We start from the raw sequence: 17,262 nt of genomic DNA on the forward strand, positions 1-17,262 counted from the left end.
GTTCTGGCCTTCCGCTCAGGTGACAGCCAGATTGTGTGTGCCGCGTGCGCGGGTGTTCCGTCGCGTTTCGGATGCGACCGCTGCGGGAGCGAGGAACACCTGGCCGGGTCGCACTGCGGGCGCTGTCGCCTCGAGGACCGGCTCGACGACGTCCTCGCTGACGCCAACGGCCGTGTGCATCCGCTACTCGTGCCATTGCGCACTCACCTTCTCAGCGCCAGGGACCCACGTACGGCAGTCCGGTGGCTCCGCCACGAACCGATTGATCGCACGCTTCGAGCCATGGCGAGGGGCGCGAAATCCATTAGCCACGACACTCTCAACGAGCTAGGGCAGTCGACTCGTATCCGCTACTTCCGTCGAACGCTGATCGCTGCCGGTTCCTTGCCTGCGATCGACGTCCGACTCAACGATCTGGAGCTACGAAGTAGGGCGCTCATCGAAGCTCTCCCGGCTGAACACGTCGTCATCATCACCAGGTTCTTTAACTGGGAGACACTGCGGAAGCTGCGCCGCAGGCCGCTCGATCGCCCCATCAGCGTGGGAGTGGCCAACGCCCGAACCACCGAGCTTCGCAAGATTGCCGCCTTCCTTGCTTGGCTCGGTGAGAACAACTTGAAACTCTCCACGCTCAACCAGGTGGCCGTCGATCGTTATCTCGCTCACCACGACCCGAATCTGATCATCGGAAGATTTCTTGCCTGGGTGGTCCGACACCGGATTACGCAACACCTTGACGTGCCTCGTGCCCAGTCGACAGCATCGTCGGCGACCATCGCCGAGGACGCCATCTGGGAGAAGGTCGATGTTCTCCTCCAAGCTGAGTCCACCCCGATGTCGAGTCGGATCATCGGGCTGTTCTTACTGGTGTTCGCCCAGCCGATCAGGGATTCCGTGCGGCTGAGACGCGACGATGTCCAGTTCACCGGAGAGAACGTCAAGGTCCAGTTCGGCAGCACCCCGGTCGTGTTGCCTCCGCCGGTTGCCGAGCTCCTTGTGCGCTACCTCGACGACACGTCCGACTGCCTGCCTTATGCCGGGTCACCACCTGGCTGGCTGTTCGAGGGCGTTATGCCCCAACAGCACCTAAGCGATGCCAGCGTCAGGTTCAATCTGGCCAAGCACGGGCTTCACGCTCGAGAGATCAAACGCGCCCGACTCGATCACCTCGTACAGGTGCTGCCAGCGAGCATCGTCGCGGACATCACCGGAGTCACTGTCAACACTGCGCTACGTCACTCATCGAACACGCGAGCCGACTGGGGAATATACCCGGAGTTGAGAACCCGGGAGTGCAAGGAACTCGACCTAAGCGAATAATGCCGACTACCGGCAACAGAATCATCGGCTATGCCATCGATTCGAGGATGAAATCTCGCCTGGCTGTGGCGGCGATTGATGATGCTGTGGCCCGTCGTGGCGGGTCTGGAATGATTGCCGGGTGTGTCGTTCACTCGGATCGCGGCTCGCAATTTCGTTCTCGGAAGTTCCAGCAGGCTCTACGGCATTACGGGCTCGTCGGATCGATGGGTCGGGTCGGTGCTGCTGGTGATAATGCGGCGATGGAATCGTTCTTCGCCGTGTTGCAGAAGAACGTCCTCGATCGGGGCCGTTGGGACACGCGAGCGAGGTTGCGCACAGCGATCGTCCACTGGGTCGAGCGGACCTATCACCGGAAGCGTCGACAGCGACGTTTGGGTAAACTGACCCCGGTTGAATACGAGCTTGTTCACCAAAAGGCCGTCGCCCTGGCGGCATAAACCCAGGAGTCAACCAAACCTTCAGCAGTCCCGAGTAGTCGAAGCACTTGCCTGCAATGGTCTCTCGATAGGCGTCAGAATTGACTCGTTGCAGACACCGGGTGAAAGTGCTGCGGTGTTTGGCATCAGCACCAAGTTCGTCGAGGACACGGATGCTGTCAGTCTTCGACGTGGGTTCGACAAGCCTTGCGAGGACGAGCTGGAAGAATGCTTCGTCATCGACCACGTCGAATCCGAGTCTGTCGTAGGCGGTGCGGATCGTGTCAATGAGCAGCCGTGATGCTGATCCCTTCACTCGCCGACGCGACGTTGTCGAGACGTTGCCGCCGGTGTCGAGGTCGAGGGCTAGTTGTCCGGTGGACTCGTTGATCTTTTCCCGGCCGGCTTCTTCGAGTGCTGCGAGTTGGGCTGGGGTGTGAGCGGAGCCGAGGTGTTCGATGACGGTGAGTTTGCCGTGGCGTTTCGTCACGATCTGGACCGCGGTTGCCCCAGATGCGGTCGGGACTTTCCTCAGTCGCAGGCTCATGCCTTCATTCTACGGACCCGATTAGTGTCCCAAATTCCCTACATACAGTCCGGTCACCAGGAGGTATGCCGTCGAATCATTCACAATCGGCCAAAGTGAAGCAAGTCAGGTGTTCCTTGCAGAACCCGCAATTCGCCGAGATTGATCAGGCGGGTGTCGGTCGAGTGTTGGAACCGCGGGTGCCGCTGCAGTTCAGTGGGTCGCCGGTCGCGGATGCCATGGCCGCGCCGATGCTTGGTGGTGATATTGATGCGGCGGTGAAGGATCGGCTGAAGCGCTGACTGGGAAGTCTTCGGGAGTTGAAGCTCAAGACGTTAGCGTCGTAAAAATTAAGGCCGTTCATGTGGCGCGCGAGCATCTTCAAAGTGTAAGTAGTATTCAAAGTATCGGCTGAAGCTCAATGAGATGAAACCGTGGCGTCATTGAAACATGTTAAATAAATCTGAAGCGGAGGCGTTATTTTGGCAAGAATTGGCAGAATTTTCTGGGGAGTTGCGTCGGTGAACTTACATCCAACCACGGTTGACGCTGAGTTGCGGGAAGTCAGAGCTTCTGGCGAAGGAATTCTACTGCAACTGAGCACTTTTGGGTCAGCTGACCGCCAGTCGAGACCTAAAGTTAGTCAAACCATTCAGTTCGACAAAGAGCACGCACTTGAGTTGCGGCGTGCTATTGACAGACTTTTTCCTCCCGAAAGCTAGTTCCCAGAATGTTCTTAACGGCGATCGGGGTGCTGATGCTGAACGAGATCGTGCATTAGTTCATACTTCATATTTCCACTTAGTAGAAGATTTGACTTAGTAGGAGAAGCGGGTGGCGCTCCCAGCGCGGGTCAGGATTCGGGAGCCAAATGTGCAAGCGATGGAATTGTTTTTTCGTACGGTGTGTCTGTGAATGTATTTAGAATAGCTTCAAAGATTATCGTCGCCCCTCTTGGGGGGACTGCCATTCCGATCTGCTTTCGAACCGATTCTTTGGAACCGTAAAAAACGAACTTGTCATCGAAAGTCTGCAGCCGAGCCCGTTCCCGATTAGTCAGAGCGCGATTCTGTGACCAATGATAAATGTGGGTGCCGCCGCCGCCGGAGCCTGTGACTGTGTAGGAAGGCTTTTCGGCGTCCAATCGGCGATATATGGACGATAGCTTCGTCCGTGTGTTGATTTGCAGATGTGCTGGCATATCTGGGACCCAAGCGTTTCCGCCAGCGGGAATATGGCTCAACCGTTCAATGACTCTGTTCGATTGCCGGGTCTTCTCTTGGTTTGTCGCCCAAGCTGGTATTCCAGACAATGCAGTTTGAGCGGAAACGTCTACGTCGGCATAAGGGCCGGGACTGGGAATTCCAAATTCCCGATCTATATCGTCGCGGATGCCAATGACGATCATGCGGTGCCGTGCTTGTGGAATCCCGTACTCTTCGAACTTGTAATAGTGTGGATAAACTTTGTATCCGGCGTCGACCATATCGGCCAAGATCTGCTTCAGCGCCATTCCGCCTTTGGCTCGGATTCCTCCGACGTTTTCCGCGAGAAACCAGGCGGGCTTGAACTGTCGGAGTGCTTCCAGCCCATATGTATACAGTGGTCCATATTTGCCGTCGAATCCAAGTCGCTCCCCGACGATGGAGAAGTCGTTGCAAGGAAATCCGAACGCAAGTCCGTCAATCCCGCCGAGCTCGTGAAGGCGCTGGTAATTCAGATCACGAATGTCGGCATGAACCACTGATGGATCGTTTGGATTGCCGCAGACGTTCGCGGCGTAAGTCTTGCACGTGTCTGCGTCGTAGTCGGTGGCCCATTGGTGAACAATCTGCGCTGTCGGGTTCTTCGCAGCTTTGGCTGCCCAGCCCAATCCGCCCGGCCCTGAAAAGAGCTCACCGAGTCTGAACGTCTTATATTCAGTCGCCGCTGATTCCGGTTCCGCAAGTTGTGCAGCGGAGGAGGTCGTCTGTTTCACTGTTCTCTTCTCTAGTCCGATTCGGCGATTCTGAACTCAAGATTACTCAATCTCGCAGCGTATCGCTGCCAGCCGAGATCCTGCACTCCACATTCGTGAGTGATTGCAAACCAGGTGCGTGATACACAGGGTGTGAAGCGCTCGTGAACATCTCGGTTTGTGAAGTAACGGATGAAGATCGTTGTCGGTCACTCTTCACCTTCTTGGTGCTGAGATCAGTGTGACAGTTGGTGCTGAGATCAGTGTGACAGCCAGCACTGACACAACGGCTTGGCGAGTTCAAAAAGGTGAGCACCACGTGTTGTCGGTTGCGAGCTTTTGCGAATGGGAAGGTAGCCCCTCTCGAATTCTGAAGCCTGGCCTGTCAACAAGTCGAGCGGCGTAGTGCGGCCGTATAGGCCGCAGATCAAACAGATAGATCCGGTTGCAGGAAGCTTCCGCGAGGCGGGAACTAATTGTGTCGTTCCCGTCCGTTACGATGAGTCTGAGTCAGCCAAGGAAGGGAAATGATGGGCTCCAGAATTGAGACGGTCCGCCGCATGGTCGATGACGCCCGCAGGGCCAGAAGGCTTTCTTTTGATGATGCTGTTGCCGACGTTCGGACCATGCTCTCGGGTTTCAGCCCTGATTCCTTGTCCGATTTGGATGCACTGGTGGTGGAACACCGGGTGGCTGCTCAGAAGGCTACAAAGCTCTCCGAAAAGACCACTTCGCATGCAGGTTACGAAGACGCGCGTGCAATCGGCTGGTATGTACCGCATGTTCACCCAGGCGGAGTCTGGGAGGGGTTGCGAGATCGAATGGGCTCCAGCGGACTGAGCGGTGCAGTGGAGTCAATCGGCAAGGCTGCAGACGCTGTTATGTCGCACCTGGCTCAGCCGTTGGTCAAGAACGACAAACGCAGGGGCTTGGTGATTGGCAATGTGCAGTCAGGGAAGACGGCCAACTATGCTGCAGTAGTCGCCAAGGCCCTGGACGAAGGCTACAAATTCATCATTGTCATGTCCGGGATTCATTCCAACCTGCGGCAGCAGACTCAGCGACGACTAGAGCGCGATCTTGGTACGCAGATTGACAAAGAAGACTGGCACAGGCTGACGTCAATCGATGGCGACATCGGACGGGCGGATATCAAGAATGCCAGTGGAATTGTCAGTAAGTCCGACCGCATTCTGGCAGTCGTCAAAAAGAACTCAAGGCGGTTGAAGAACCTCGCTGATTTCATCGAAACAGTGGATCCCGCGACCCTAGCAAATACTCCGGTTCTCATCATCGATGACGAATCAGATCAGGCAACCCCCGACTCATCTGCGTCCAAAGAAGCTGAACCAACGGCTATCAACCAGCGGATGAAGGAAATCTGGCAATTGGTTGGCAACGGCAGCTACGTCGGATACACCGCCACGCCATTCGCCAATGTGTTCATGGACCCGAACGACGACACTGATCTGTATCCGGCTGACTTCATCAGTGTGCTTCCAACACCAGGCGCCTACTTCGGCGCCGAAAAACTGTTCGGCCTGTCACAAGACAGCTCTGCCCGAGTCTCCGATCTCATCAGACACATTGATGACAATGAGCTCGAAAACCTTGTTCCCGCGGGCGGGAAGAACGCACCACCTTTCGAGCCACGTGTGACGCCTTCGTTGGAGTCCGCTATCAAGTGGTTCGTTGTTGCTGCTGCGGTTAGGAGACTGCGAGGACAAGCGGGAGAGCATTCGACAATGCTTGTCCACACTACTCACCTAGTTAACCCTCATTTCGCGATGCGTGAGGAAATTCAGTCGTTCCTTCACCCATTGCGCAGGGCGGCCTTGGATGGAGACGTTGACAGCTTCTACGACGTATTTCACGAAGAGATGAACCGCTCGGCCGAACTCTACACAGGTAGTAGCGCCGCTCCTGCTTGGCCAGAAGTGAGTACTGAAATTCGCAGTGTCCTGCGTACTTTGGATGTTGCGGTCGACAATGGCTCTGCTGACGTTGAAGATCGTTTGGACTACACGGGAGACAAACCCAAAACGGTCATTGTGATCGGTGGTGGAACGCTCTCGCGGGGACTGACTCTTGAAGGGCTGTTCGTGTCGTTCTTCTGCCGTACTTCAAATGCCTATGACACCCTACTGCAGATGGGCCGTTGGTTCGGGTACCGCCAAGGGTATGAAGATCTCCAACGGGTTTGGGTCAGCTCTCGATTGGACTCAGATTACCGATTCCTTGCAACAATTGAAGCTGATCTGCGCTCTGAGATCGATAAAATGACCGCGGCACACCGCACTCCTCGGCAGATAGGACTTCGGATTCGCCAACATCCAGGGCGTCTAGAAATCACCTCAAAAAATAAGATGAAGCACGTAGTAAATGTGCAGGTCGACTTCGAGAGCTTTCAGCTCCAGACAACACGATTCGACATTCGAGAGTTGGAACAGTCGAACGAACCAGTGCGAGACTTCTTGGAGTCATTGGCCGAACACCGGTTTGCTGGATCTTCAGGGAAGTCTGTGCTCTACAAGGATGTTTCCGCGGGAAGCGTCGTTGATTTCATACGCGAGTTTAACGTGCACCAGAGCTATTCCGACCTTGTGCGGGGTGCAATCGACTGGTCCGAAAACAAGCTCCCTGACACGCTGTGGAATGTGGTCCTGAGCAGTGGAACGGGCCAGGAGCAGTTCAACGTCGGCGAGGTGAGTGTCAATACTGTCAGGCGTGGCCCGCTACAAACCCGCGCAGATGCGGAAATCGACATACGGGCCCTGATGAGCGCTGGAGACCTCATCGCGGACCTGAATATCGAAAGAGCCGGCTCCGGCGTGATCCCCGGAAAAATGAAGAACGACGATCAGAAGAATCTGCGCAAGAGTCCAGACGGTGCCAGCGGGCGTGGCCTCCTGGTCCTTTACCCAATCAGCCGCACTTCGAAGGACAGTAGCGTGACTAGACGGCCAATGGTCGATGCTCTTTCGGCAATAGATCCAGCCCTGGTTTCAGTAGAACCGTTGTTCGGAGTCGGCTTGGTCGCGCCTTCGGACACGATGAATGTCCTCAAGGACAAGGGCGACTTTGTAGCCGTGCAACCGAACTACACAGACGACGAAGAGGTCATAGAGGAGCCGCCAGCAGACGACGAGAAGGACTTCGGCGGGGATGACGTGTAATGAGAATTGACAGTGTTCTATCCGAAGCTTTGGATTACGGCCAAGTATTAGGCGAGCACGAAGCCAGGGTTGCGCCTGTGCCGGGACTGGAAGTGGGCTCTAGAGTCTGGATTGGCACTGACAACGAGGACCGCCACGTCGCCTATTTTGAAGTTGCAGGAGAGCGATTCAATGCATTCGCGGTGAGTGAAGTCTTGGAAGTCTCATGGGTGGCGACGGCGGTCGGTGATGAATCCGACTTACAGACGGCTAAAGTCATATGTCGCGATGGCCGACTGAATGATGTCTTCCTCTCACTGATAGAAGACGTGGTTTCGCAACTAGGGGAGGGCGACTCTCTTGATGTCCTCTTGGGCTCCGTGGCGGCGTGGAGGCGACTTTTGCAGATCGTCGACAATGGGCTGCCCGAAGCGGCCGCAGCCGGCCTATATGGCGAGCTACTGTTCCTGGAAATACTGGTCGAGAACTGCGGGCCCCAGCAGGTCAACATCTGGCAGATCAGCGAGAACGATGTCCACGACTTCATCGGCACTGAAGTGCGTGCTGAAGTCAAGACTTCATCGTTTCAGAACCAACAGTCCGTGACCGTCCATGGTCTGAAACAGCTTGATGCGGTGAGCGGTGCAGATTTGTTTCTTGCAGTCGCCGAAATCCAACGTCATGGAAACGGGGAGACCATCGATGATGTCGTGAGTCGCCTCTTGGACCGCGGCGTAGACATTGACGCTCTGAGCAAGAAGCTCGAAGCGAGAGGCTTTGTTAGAGGAATGAGCTCCGCGACTGCACTTGAAAAGACATTCGACCTGCAGTCGTGGAGGTTCTGGCCGATAACCTCAGCTTCTCCGGTGATTTCAGCTTCCAGTCTGGGCGCAGCCACCACAACCGCGGTCGCTGACGTTTCATATTCGCTTAATCTCTCGTCATTGGGTGAGGCGATGTCCAGCCTTGACTGGAATCGCTTCTCTCTCTGATATCGCAAAGGAATACCATGAGCACAACACAGCTCAAGCTCTATTCGAAACCTCGTGGCGCGGGTGATCAGACGAGCGGCGGCCGAGGGAAGTTGTTGCGCGCAACCACAGACCTCACCAGAGTCCAAGTGCTTGTCCGGGAGACGCTTCAGAATTCGTGGGACGCTGCCGATCTCGACGATTGGGTCCCGGCCTATGGGGTTCATATATACCGTCCGAACGATGAAGCGAGGGCAGTACTGACTGACAGTATTTTCGCTGAACTTCCACCGTCTCTCTCGGTGCTGGAACAGAGTCTGCAGGACCCTGATATGCACGTGATGGAGATCTATGATCGAGGAACAACTGGACTGAACGGTCCCGTACGTGCCAGCGAAGCCGTTGACCCTGAATCACCGAACAATTTCAATGCTTTTGTATTCGATATCGGAACTACCAAGGCAGATGGAGCGTCTGGCGGTACCTTCGGGTTCGGCAAAACGGCTACTTTCGAAGTATCTCACGCGCACAGCGTTGTCTACTGGTCGGTTTGTGCGACCAGCAGCGGAGAGCTCGAGCACCGTATCATCGCCTGCACTCTTCACGAACCGTACGATCAAGATGGAGCTCGTTATACCGGAGCACATTGGTGGGGCAATCCAGACGACTCTGAAATCGTGCCATTGCGAGGTGACGCTGCTCAAGAACTCGGCGAGGCCCTCTTTAAGACGTCATTCGGTGAAGACGAAACCGGTACGTCGATCCTCGTGATTGACCCGGAGATGACTGACGTCACAGATGGCGACCTTGAGACTGTAGCCGAGCGGAGGCCCGTTCGCTGTGATGCAGAAGCTGACGTCCTTGTTGATGAAATTGTGGAGGCGCTTGCAGACAACGCATGGCCGAAGGTTGTCTACGCGGGCGGAGAGTATCCGCCGATGTTGTTTAAGATCTTCCGCCGTGACGAACAGCTTGAGGTCGCGGCGAAGATCCGTTCAAATTACACTCGCTACTCGACGTCACTGACAGAAGTTCGAAAGACTCTCAAGCAGCTTGAAGGACCTACGGAAGATTCCTCTGAGTTTCAGGTTTTGAAGAGCCCTCCCCCAATTCCTATCAAGCTCCGTCCGGCGCGGACTTTCGATGCGCCGCACTCTGCTTTTTTCGGTGACAGGTTGGATTCAGTTTCTGGATATTTGCACCTTATGCTCACCCTAGACAGTGGTGCGGGCGCCGTCAGCAGTAAGGGTGGTTCAGTGGGAACTGCTCCACGCAACCAGCTGTGTTTGATGCGGTCGAAGGCAGAGTTCGTCGTCTATTACGACAAGATCATGGAAATTGAGCTTGATGGATTGCAATGGACAGGCGTGTTCAAACCGACTCCGGAATGTGATCACCATTTCGCTTCTTCCGAACCGCCTACACACGATGCATGGACGCCGAATACTGCTGAAAGCGAAATATCAAGCTATGTCGTTCGCCGTACTTTAGAGCAAGTCCGAAAGAAGACGCGTGATTTCCTTGAGGCTCAACAGGGCGAGATTAAGGCGGCTAACCGATCAGTTCGAGACGTCTCGGCTGCGCTGCGCAGTTTTTTGCCAGTCTCTGTTTTCGATTCGGTCTCGGATCCGTCTGCCGATCGGCGGCGAGGTTCGACTTCGAAAAAGAAGCGCAGCGGTTCCCCTGAAGTCGTCGTTACGTCGGTGACCCAAGGCGAAGGCTATCGGATCGAGTTCGCAGTGAAGTCGTCGAAAGGCAGTGCTGTTGCGGTGAAGGCAACACCGTCAGCCCGGACGGCCGACGGAAGAATGAATTTGGAAGACCGCGAGTACCAAGTCGAGTGGGCGGGACAAACTCGAGGCGCAAAGAACGATAAGACAGTCGTATACAGGGCGGGTGCTCAAGGGGCACTTAAGCTGAGCACGACTGCGCCCATTGCCCTTGACTTGGACTTCAGGGCGGAGGCAATTGGGTGAGCTCCATCAGACTCTTCCCTTATCCGAGAATCGACAATGCTGTCGAGTGGTCGCGAACGAGCATCATGTCGAATGGTCAGCCTGTGGCTGTCGACGGACTAGCCGATCGCTGGGACGCGGACTCAGTACTTTCCTTCACTGTTTCAGTCTCAGTGCCGAACTCTAAGATCGAATCGCTCAATGACGGCGGGCCGGTGCTCAACCTCTCAATAGGATGCAAAGAGACTGGCGAAAGCACCTATTCACGTGCTCAGTTCTCTAAGGATTCGTCGAAGGCATATGCGACTGCCACGGTCATATTGAACGGATCGGCAGTAGCTGAGCAATTGGAGCTCAGAGCGACAGTCACTGCCCCGTTCGGCAACAGCGCCTGGCTCAGTAGAAGGATTATTGCGTCACGCCCGGTGGAGAAGATCAACCTGGATTCACATCTTGTTGGATTCCCAACCTCGGCTGTGTCGTTCAAGGCCAACAACCTAGCTCCCGCTCCGTGGGTGGTCAGAATTAACGCAGTTTCGCTCAGCGATCCATGCGCCAATTCCATAAGGCTGTTGCTGAACGAAGACTATCCTCGGGTCGTCGAGCTCATCGAGGGACGCGCTCGGCCGTATGTGGAGGAGGCACTTCAGGTCACGATCATCCGATCCTTGCTGTCTACTGCGCAGAGGCTATCCTCGATTGAAGGTGGAATTTCTGTCGTGGCAGACGTCATCGCTGAATATCCCGATTCAATTGCGGCGGCCGCGGAGAAATCCTGCCGCGACTACCTCAATAAGTCGTTGCCTGCCGCGCTCACCCTTTTGGAGAGGGAACCGGAGACTGTCGAGCACTTGATCACCAGTGCAGTGGGTTTCTTGAAGGGACGATGATGACTGAATTCCAGCTGTATCCACGGCTGTCCCCAGATATCGCCGATGCGATCCGGATCGAATTGATTCGCAGTGAGAGAGTTTACGAATTCAAACCGGAGAAGCTTGAGGAAGCTCTGTATGCCGCAGATTCGTTTCCGGCAACAGGAGGTCGGCGGACGAACGCGAATGACCTGCTGGACCTGCGCGACGAATGCCTCAAAGCAGTTGCCTTCTCAGGAGCGTCGAGCTCGCTCACTACTTCCAAGTTCGATTTGCAGCTGGGGCGGGTGCTCTACAAAAGATCGATCGGTTCAACCGGAGAATTCGGCAATGCCCGATTCTGGGACTTTCTGACGCTGATACTTCTGCCTGATATTGCGTCGGCGCGCTTTCCAGGCACGACGAGCAACCTCGGTGCACGATTCACTGGAGGCAACCGTCGACACGTACTTCAACGACTTTGGCGCCGATGGAAAGTGTTCGGTGAGGAGGTTGTCGAGGGTGGGCGCCTCACCGAGGATGACTACGTAGCACTGTTAGAACGTAGACTCACCAGCGAGCGCCCTGCGGTTGCTGCTAAAGCAGCCGCCGCAATTCTCGAGTCGAAAAGGTCCGGCACCAGGAGGCGCGAATACGCGCGAGTACTGATGCGGCAATTGGTCCAGATTTCAGGCATCGTGGAAATTGGAGACGACGAACCGGAGCATCTCGATGCTTTGATGCGTCATGTCAGAGGAAGCGTTGAACTGATGTTTCAAAGCGCTTGATATTGTCTTGGCCTAGGCTCGAGTGGGCCAATGGTTGCATCCGAGCGATACTGTGTGCCGGCAAACGTTGAGTCACTCAACTATCGGAGGGAGCTGGATCGTGGAGTCATCTTGGGCTTCGTCTGAACAAGCACGGCGTACGATGGTGGCCAACAGGAGTCGAGACACCAAACCCGAGCTGGCTTTGCGTTCGATTTTGCACTCGCGGGGACTGCGTTTCCGCGTGGATAGCTCCCCACTGAATGGCGTCCGGTCACGGGCCGACATTGTTTTCTCCAAGGCGAAAATCGCGGTATTCGTCGACGGGTGCTTCTGGCACGGTTGCCCGGATCATTTCATCATGCCCAAAACAAATTCGGACTATTGGTCAACGAAAATCGGAAGCAATACGAGCCGAGATAGGAAGGTCGACCAAACGCTGGTGGACGCGGGGTGGCTCGTGATGCGAGTTTGGGAACACGAAGATTTCATTTCAGTTGCAGCCCGTATCGAAGCTGCCTGGAATGAGGCCACGAGATGATCCGAATTGCACGGCCAGACAGGCACTATGATCTGTCTTGGCCGGATGAACTAATTATCTTGGACCGATAGAAGGGCTTCCCACGCAAACGTTGCCACCCAATGCGACGACATGTACTCATCTGACGCGGCCGCTTCAAGTCCTGGCACCATGAGGGCGTCGACGCCCGCGAGCATGCCCTTGGTTTGAGCGAATAGCTCGTAGTCTCTTGCCTGATCGGCGATCTGTTCGACCTGAGTTCCACAACTGAGCGACGATTCGCCGAATCTCGAAGTATTCGTGCTGGTCATAGGTTCGGGAGGAGTGTTTGTGGGACACTAACGGTCTGTCTACGATGGGTTCATGTCGCCTCGCTTGCGGAAAGTTACTACCGGATCAGGAGCCACGGCCGTCCAGATTGTGCGCAAGGTCCGCGGCAAAGTCACCGTCCTCGAACACCTGGGCTCTGCTCACACACCGGCAGAACTGACCGCGTTGCTCACCGCTGGAGAAGACAAACTCGCGTCCTACGGGGCGGCCGAGCAACTCGAACTCGAGCTGGGACTGCCCGCTGACCCCGACGTCACACCGCATACCAAAACCGTCGTAGGTTCACGCTCTGCTGTGCTCGTCGATGCGATCACCGAGTCCTGGAACCGGCTGGGCTTCAGTGAGGTCGTCGATGACCAAGCCTTCTTCCACCTCGTGTTAGCTCGCTTGATCGAACCGACGTCGAAGGCCGACAGCATTCGTGTCCTTGCCGAGCTCGGCATCAATCCGCCCCACCACAATACGTTCCTCAATTGCCTCGCCCGGGCAAGGGACCGTGACTACCGGTCACAGATCGCTGGGAAATGCTTCGACCACAGTGTGTCCACGTCGGGAATCAGCCTTCTTCTGTATGACGTCACGACCTTGTATTTCGAAGCTGAGAAGGAAGACGACCTGCGGAAAGTTGGATACTCGAAGGAACGTCGTGTTGACCCGCAGATCGTTGTTGGTCTCCTCGTCGACCGGACCGGGTTCCCACTCGAGATCGGCTGCTACGAAGGATCCAAAGCAGAGACTCACACGATCATCCCTGTCATCAAGGCCTTCCAAGACCGGCACGGTGTCACCGACATGGTCGTCGCCGCTGATGCCGGCATGCTCTCAGCCAAGAACCTTACTGAACTGGATCAGGCTGGACTACGGTTCATCGTCGGATCCCGGCAAACGAAGGCCCCGCATGATCTGGCGACGCACTTTCAGTGGAACGGGGACTGGGCCGCTGATGGGCAGGTCATCGACACGATCACCCCGAAAGGGACCAAACGCCTCGACCCTGACCGAGTGAAGAAGAAGCGAGAACCAGTCTGGTCGGCTGAGGAGTTTCCGGATGCGTGGCGAGTGGTCTGGCAGTACCGGCGGAAGCGGGCGATGCGTGATGAGCAGACACTGAATCTGCAGAGGAACAGGGCATTGGCGATCATCGAGGGCGAGAAGCCCGCGAAGAAGGCCCGATTCGTCAAGGTCACCGATGAGGATAAGGAATTCGACGAGTCCTCGTACAAGCGAGCGATGAAGCTTTCAGGCTATAAGGGTTACGTCAGCAATATCCCGGCTGACATTATGTCCGCAGCCGAGGTGATCAGTAGTTATCACGACCTCTGGCATGTCGAGCAGTCGTTTCGGATGTCGAAGACCGACCTACGTGCCCGACCAATATTTCACCGAACCAGGGACGCGATCGAAGCGCACCTGACTATCGTGTTCACGGCGTTGGCCCTTGCCCGTTTCATGCAGGATGCGACTGGAGCGTCGTTGAAGAAGATCGTGACGACTCTTCGGCCGTTGCGAGAGTTCACTGGGCGTGTGGGCGGGCAGGAAATCACGTTCGATCCCGAGGTGACCGGGCTGGCTAGAGACATCGCTGCGGCGCTACTGCCGGGACGTTTTCCGGGGCACTAAAGTTGTGGAACTCAGGTGGAATGAGGCCACGAGATGATCCGAATTGCACGGCCAGACAGGCACTATGATCTGTCTTGGCCGGATGAACTAATTATCTTGGACCGATAGAAGGGCTTCCCACGCAAACGTTGCCACCCAATGCGACGACATGTACTCATCTGACGCGGCCGCTTCAAGTCCTGGCACCATGAGGGCGTCGACGCCCGCGAGCATGCCCTTGGTTTGAGCGAATAGCTCGTAGTCTCTTGCCTGATCGGCGATCTGTTCGAGGCTCGGTGCCAATCTCAACACCGACGCCGCGACAGAGAGTCCCAGCCCGTAGAGATGGCTCTGCTGTCCGTCCGTGGGGTCGAGAACTGTGACCGGCGACAGTGCAGGGGATTCGGGAGACAGATCGGAGAGGAACGTTGGCAACCACACGCCCAGTTCGACGTCAGTGAAAACCTCGGCCATGAGGTCGGCCTCGCATAGCCCGGGGGAGAGGAAGTCGTGGCCGCTGCGCTCCTGACGGAAGTTCCACGCCTGGTCCTCGGCATAGAAACGATGAGCAGCCTCGGCGAGGGCATCGACGACGTCGCGCCGGTCCTGGGCACGGGCACCGACGAGAATGCGGCGCAGAGCGAATGCCGTGTTCGAATGCACTCCATGACGAACCGGTGCGGCGACCTTCGGCAGCCACTCGAGGACCAGCTCAAAGATGGCATCGGCGAGGACCTGAGTGTTCTTTCCCAGCGCCCGCAGGTCAGCGATCTCACTGGTGTGGAGGACTCGATTGAGTTCCACTGCCCACGCCCATCCATAGGGCCGTTCCCAGCTCGGATTGTCTTGGAGGAAATCCGCCTCGGCGCGCATGTTCGCCTCACCGAGGTGCGACGTGAGGATCGCGATGGCTTCGTCGCGCCATTCCGCACTACGGGCTGCCTCGGTGCCCAGGAGCGAGGCCAACAGGTAGTGCATGTGCACACTTGAGTGCCAGTCGAAGGAGTTTGCGAAGGCCGGGTTCTTCTCGCTTGCCGGGACGATGTCGATCAATCTGCGTGCGACGTGGTGGGCGGCGAAGAGATACTCGCGGGTGATGTTGGCCAGGGCTACCTCGGCGAAGGGGCGGACAAAGTCAGCAGTGGATGTCATGGGAACGATTCTGCAACCCAGGGTCGTCGCCCATCTGAAAATCAGACAGTGGACATCCAGAACGACTATTGGAATCGATGAAGCGACGTCATTAGGCTCGAAGCACCACCTCAGCCGGACAGCGGTGGCCCTTTCACTTCACCCATCCACACAGAATCTTGTGCTCGACAGGGCACTCAACATGCCGAGGAAGTCATGTCCAATTCTCAGATTGCCGACCCCGCGGGACCGGCCAGCTCGCGGGATACGAGTCCTACTCAGCAAAAACAGCCGATCGGGCTCTTCACCCTCTCGTCCATCGAGATGTGGGAGCGCTTCAGCTTCTACGGACTCCAAGTCATTCTCGCCTATTACATCTACTACTCGGCCGGCGACGGTGGATTGGGGCTGACCGAAACCGAAGCTCTGGCCATCGCCGGCGCCTACGGTGGCGCCGTCTATCTCGGTCAGCCCGTGGGAGCCTGGTTCGCCGATCGGCTGGTTCCGGCTCGAACAATGGTGATGGCCGGAGGCGCTGTCATCATGGCGGGGCACATCAGCCTCGCGGCCCTACCGGGAATGGCGGGGCTTCTCACGGGCCTGGCGCTCATCACGATCGGCACGGGTGCGCTCGCGCCCAACACTCATGCCATGGTGGGTCGGCTGTACGCTCAACCATCACCTCGGCGGGATTCCGGTTATGCGATCTTCTACACAGGTATCCTCATCGGTGCCCTGTTTGGCCCACTTGCTACCGGGTACCTCCAGGTCGAACTCGGGTTCCACTATGGGTTCGGTGCCGCGGCAGTCGGCATGGCAATCGGTCTCATCACATATTTCCTCGGTCGCAACACAGTGCCCGAAGAATCTCGGATCGTCCCGAACCCGCTGAGTTCGCAGGGCAAGTGGAAAGCTGCAGGGTCCGGCATCGCTGTGGTTGCCGTCATCGCCATGCTCGTGAGCACGGGACTCATGTCCACCGGCAATCTCAACAACTACGTGCTCGGGACGATCCTCATCGTCGCCGTCGTGTACTTCGTGGCCATGCTGCGATCGAAGAACGTGACCGTGGACGAGCGCCTGAAGGTCAAGGCGTTCATCCCGCTCTTCATCACCGGCGCGATTTTCTGGACTATGATCCTCCAACTCTTCACCACATTCGCCGTCTACGCGGATTCACGGGTGGAACTGAACATCGGCAGCTACTCGATGCCCGCCGCTTATATCAGCACATTCGAAGTCATCGCCGGCATCATCGCGGGGCCGATCATCGCCGCGTATGGGCAGAAGCTGGCGAACCGACCCAACCGTCGCGTTCCGAGCACGACGTCGAAGCTCGCATTCGGTTTCGTGTTGATGACGCTGACGTTCGGGCTCTTCGCGATCTTCCCATTGATCTTCTCCGGCCTGATTCCCCTCGTCGCTGTCATCGCCGGCATGATCGTCATGGGCATCACCGAGGTGACCTACGCACCGATCGGCATGTCAGTGGCCTCCCAGCTGTCTCCCGTTGCCTTCAACTCCCAGATGATGGCCCTATGGGGTTTGACCACAGCCGCCGGTGCCAGTCTCTCCGGCTTCATGGGACAGCTGTACTCCGAGACCAGCGAAGTCGGATTCTTTGCCCTCATGACCGTGATCAGTCTGCTCACGGCAATCTTCCTCTACGCAATCCGCGGCCCACTGCGGAAGCTCGGCGTCGCCTGACCTTCCACAGCTCTGCACCTTCCCATGACCAAGGAGTTCCTCATGCCTGTCGCT

Annotated in this window: 13 protein-coding genes and 2 pseudogenes; 11 read left to right on the forward strand and 4 right to left on the reverse strand. The window is 56.6% G+C overall.

Features of this window, described 5'->3' with window-relative positions; translation table 11 throughout:
* Positions 1-15 precede the first annotated feature (15 nt).
* Positions 16-180 (reverse strand): hypothetical protein, encoded by a 165-nt coding sequence (locus PGC08_RS01575; protein WP_271709334.1) that lies wholly within the window; start codon positions 178-180, stop codon positions 16-18.
* Positions 181-282: 102 nt separating this feature from the next.
* Between PGC08_RS01575 and PGC08_RS01580 the strand changes: the two genes are divergently transcribed.
* Positions 283-1,320, forward strand: coding sequence for a hypothetical protein (locus tag PGC08_RS01580; RefSeq protein ID WP_137826015.1), 1,038 nt, complete (start codon positions 283-285; stop codon positions 1,318-1,320).
* Between the two features lie 14 nt (positions 1,321-1,334).
* A pseudogene (locus tag PGC08_RS01585) lies at positions 1,335-1,760 on the forward strand (transposase); the annotation flags it as partial.
* 31 nt (positions 1,761-1,791) lie between these two features.
* Here the strand turns inward: PGC08_RS01585 and PGC08_RS19505 are convergent.
* Positions 1,792-2,286, reverse strand: a pseudogene (locus tag PGC08_RS19505) (IS1634 family transposase); the annotation flags it as partial.
* Positions 2,287-2,351: 65 nt separating this feature from the next.
* Between PGC08_RS19505 and PGC08_RS01590 the strand changes: the two are divergent.
* Positions 2,352-2,567 carry a hypothetical protein gene (locus PGC08_RS01590; protein WP_271709335.1) on the forward strand — a complete coding sequence of 72 codons (216 nt, stop codon included), beginning with the start codon at positions 2,352-2,354 and terminating at the stop codon, positions 2,565-2,567.
* Positions 2,568-3,118: 551 nt separating this feature from the next.
* On the opposite strand, the gene PGC08_RS01595 is transcribed toward PGC08_RS01590, so the two are convergent.
* Complete coding sequence (locus tag PGC08_RS01595) at positions 3,119-4,243, reverse strand: DNA cytosine methyltransferase (RefSeq protein ID WP_271709336.1); 1,125 nt, start codon at positions 4,241-4,243, stop codon at positions 3,119-3,121.
* A gap of 506 nt (positions 4,244-4,749) precedes the next feature.
* Between PGC08_RS01595 and PGC08_RS01600 the strand changes: the two genes are divergently transcribed.
* The 7 genes from PGC08_RS01600 to PGC08_RS01630 all read left to right on the forward strand — a co-directional run bounded on the left by PGC08_RS01600 (position 4,750) and on the right by PGC08_RS01630 (position 14,391).
* A complete protein-coding gene (locus tag PGC08_RS01600; protein WP_271709337.1) occupies positions 4,750-7,398 on the forward strand; it encodes a Z1 domain-containing protein in 2,649 nt (882 codons plus the stop codon).
* Positions 7,398-8,369 carry a PD-(D/E)XK motif protein gene (locus PGC08_RS01605; RefSeq protein ID WP_271709338.1) on the forward strand — a complete coding sequence of 324 codons (972 nt, stop codon included), beginning with the start codon at positions 7,398-7,400 and terminating at the stop codon, positions 8,367-8,369. The genes PGC08_RS01600 and PGC08_RS01605 overlap by 1 nt, the downstream gene beginning before the upstream one ends.
* Before the next feature lie 17 nt (positions 8,370-8,386).
* Complete coding sequence (locus tag PGC08_RS01610) at positions 8,387-10,324, forward strand: hypothetical protein (RefSeq protein WP_271709339.1); 1,938 nt, start codon at positions 8,387-8,389, stop codon at positions 10,322-10,324.
* Between the two features lie 65 nt (positions 10,325-10,389).
* On the forward strand, positions 10,390-11,193 hold the full coding sequence (locus PGC08_RS01615; RefSeq protein ID WP_271709340.1) for a hypothetical protein: 804 nt from the start codon (positions 10,390-10,392) through the stop codon (positions 11,191-11,193).
* Entirely contained in the window at positions 11,190-11,942 is a 753-nt protein-coding gene (locus tag PGC08_RS01620; protein WP_271709341.1) for a hypothetical protein, read from the forward strand. The genes PGC08_RS01615 and PGC08_RS01620 overlap by 4 nt, the downstream gene beginning before the upstream one ends.
* 142 nt (positions 11,943-12,084) lie before the next feature.
* Positions 12,085-12,462, forward strand: a complete 378-nt coding sequence (locus PGC08_RS01625) for a very short patch repair endonuclease (protein ID WP_442868176.1) — start codon at positions 12,085-12,087, stop codon at positions 12,460-12,462.
* 342 nt (positions 12,463-12,804) lie between these two features.
* Positions 12,805-14,391 carry an IS1634 family transposase gene (locus PGC08_RS01630; protein ID WP_096168633.1) on the forward strand — a complete coding sequence of 529 codons (1,587 nt, stop codon included), beginning with the start codon at positions 12,805-12,807 and terminating at the stop codon, positions 14,389-14,391.
* A gap of 87 nt (positions 14,392-14,478) precedes the next feature.
* On the opposite strand, the gene PGC08_RS01635 is transcribed toward PGC08_RS01630, so the two are convergent.
* Positions 14,479-15,522, reverse strand: coding sequence for a DUF2891 family protein (locus PGC08_RS01635; RefSeq protein WP_271709343.1), 1,044 nt, complete (start codon positions 15,520-15,522; stop codon positions 14,479-14,481).
* Between the two features lie 195 nt (positions 15,523-15,717).
* Between PGC08_RS01635 and PGC08_RS01640 the strand changes: the two genes are divergently transcribed.
* A complete protein-coding gene (locus tag PGC08_RS01640; protein WP_271709344.1) occupies positions 15,718-17,208 on the forward strand; it encodes a peptide MFS transporter in 1,491 nt (496 codons plus the stop codon).
* Positions 17,209-17,262 lie beyond the last annotated feature (54 nt).

The organism is Brevibacterium sp. BDJS002 (assembly GCF_028201555.1).
GTDB classification, from domain to species: domain Bacteria; phylum Actinomycetota; class Actinomycetes; order Actinomycetales; family Brevibacteriaceae; genus Brevibacterium; species Brevibacterium aurantiacum.

Bases quoted from the DNA above. Each gene is read 5' to 3' on its own strand.
- PGC08_RS01575 (WP_271709334.1), bottom strand. From the start codon at position 180: ATGCACACGGCCGTTGGCGTCAGCGAGGACGTCGTCGAGCCGGTCCTC.
- PGC08_RS01580 (WP_137826015.1), top strand. From the start codon at position 283: ATGGCGAGGGGCGCGAAATCCATTAGCCACGACACTCTCAACGAGCTA.
- PGC08_RS01590 (WP_271709335.1), top strand. From the start codon at position 2,352: ATGCCGTCGAATCATTCACAATCGGCCAAAGTGAAGCAAGTCAGGTGT.
- PGC08_RS01600 (WP_271709337.1), top strand. From the start codon at position 4,750: ATGATGGGCTCCAGAATTGAGACGGTCCGCCGCATGGTCGATGACGCC.
- PGC08_RS01605 (WP_271709338.1), top strand. From the start codon at position 7,398: ATGAGAATTGACAGTGTTCTATCCGAAGCTTTGGATTACGGCCAAGTA.
- PGC08_RS01610 (WP_271709339.1), top strand. From the start codon at position 8,387: ATGAGCACAACACAGCTCAAGCTCTATTCGAAACCTCGTGGCGCGGGT.
- PGC08_RS01615 (WP_271709340.1), top strand. From the start codon at position 10,390: ATGTCGAATGGTCAGCCTGTGGCTGTCGACGGACTAGCCGATCGCTGG.
- PGC08_RS01620 (WP_271709341.1), top strand. From the start codon at position 11,190: ATGATGACTGAATTCCAGCTGTATCCACGGCTGTCCCCAGATATCGCC.
- PGC08_RS01625 (WP_442868176.1), top strand. From the start codon at position 12,085: ATGGTGGCCAACAGGAGTCGAGACACCAAACCCGAGCTGGCTTTGCGT.
- PGC08_RS01630 (WP_096168633.1), top strand. From the start codon at position 12,805: ATGTCGCCTCGCTTGCGGAAAGTTACTACCGGATCAGGAGCCACGGCC.
- PGC08_RS01635 (WP_271709343.1), bottom strand. From the start codon at position 15,522: ATGACATCCACTGCTGACTTTGTCCGCCCCTTCGCCGAGGTAGCCCTG.
- PGC08_RS01640 (WP_271709344.1), top strand. From the start codon at position 15,718: ATGTCCAATTCTCAGATTGCCGACCCCGCGGGACCGGCCAGCTCGCGG.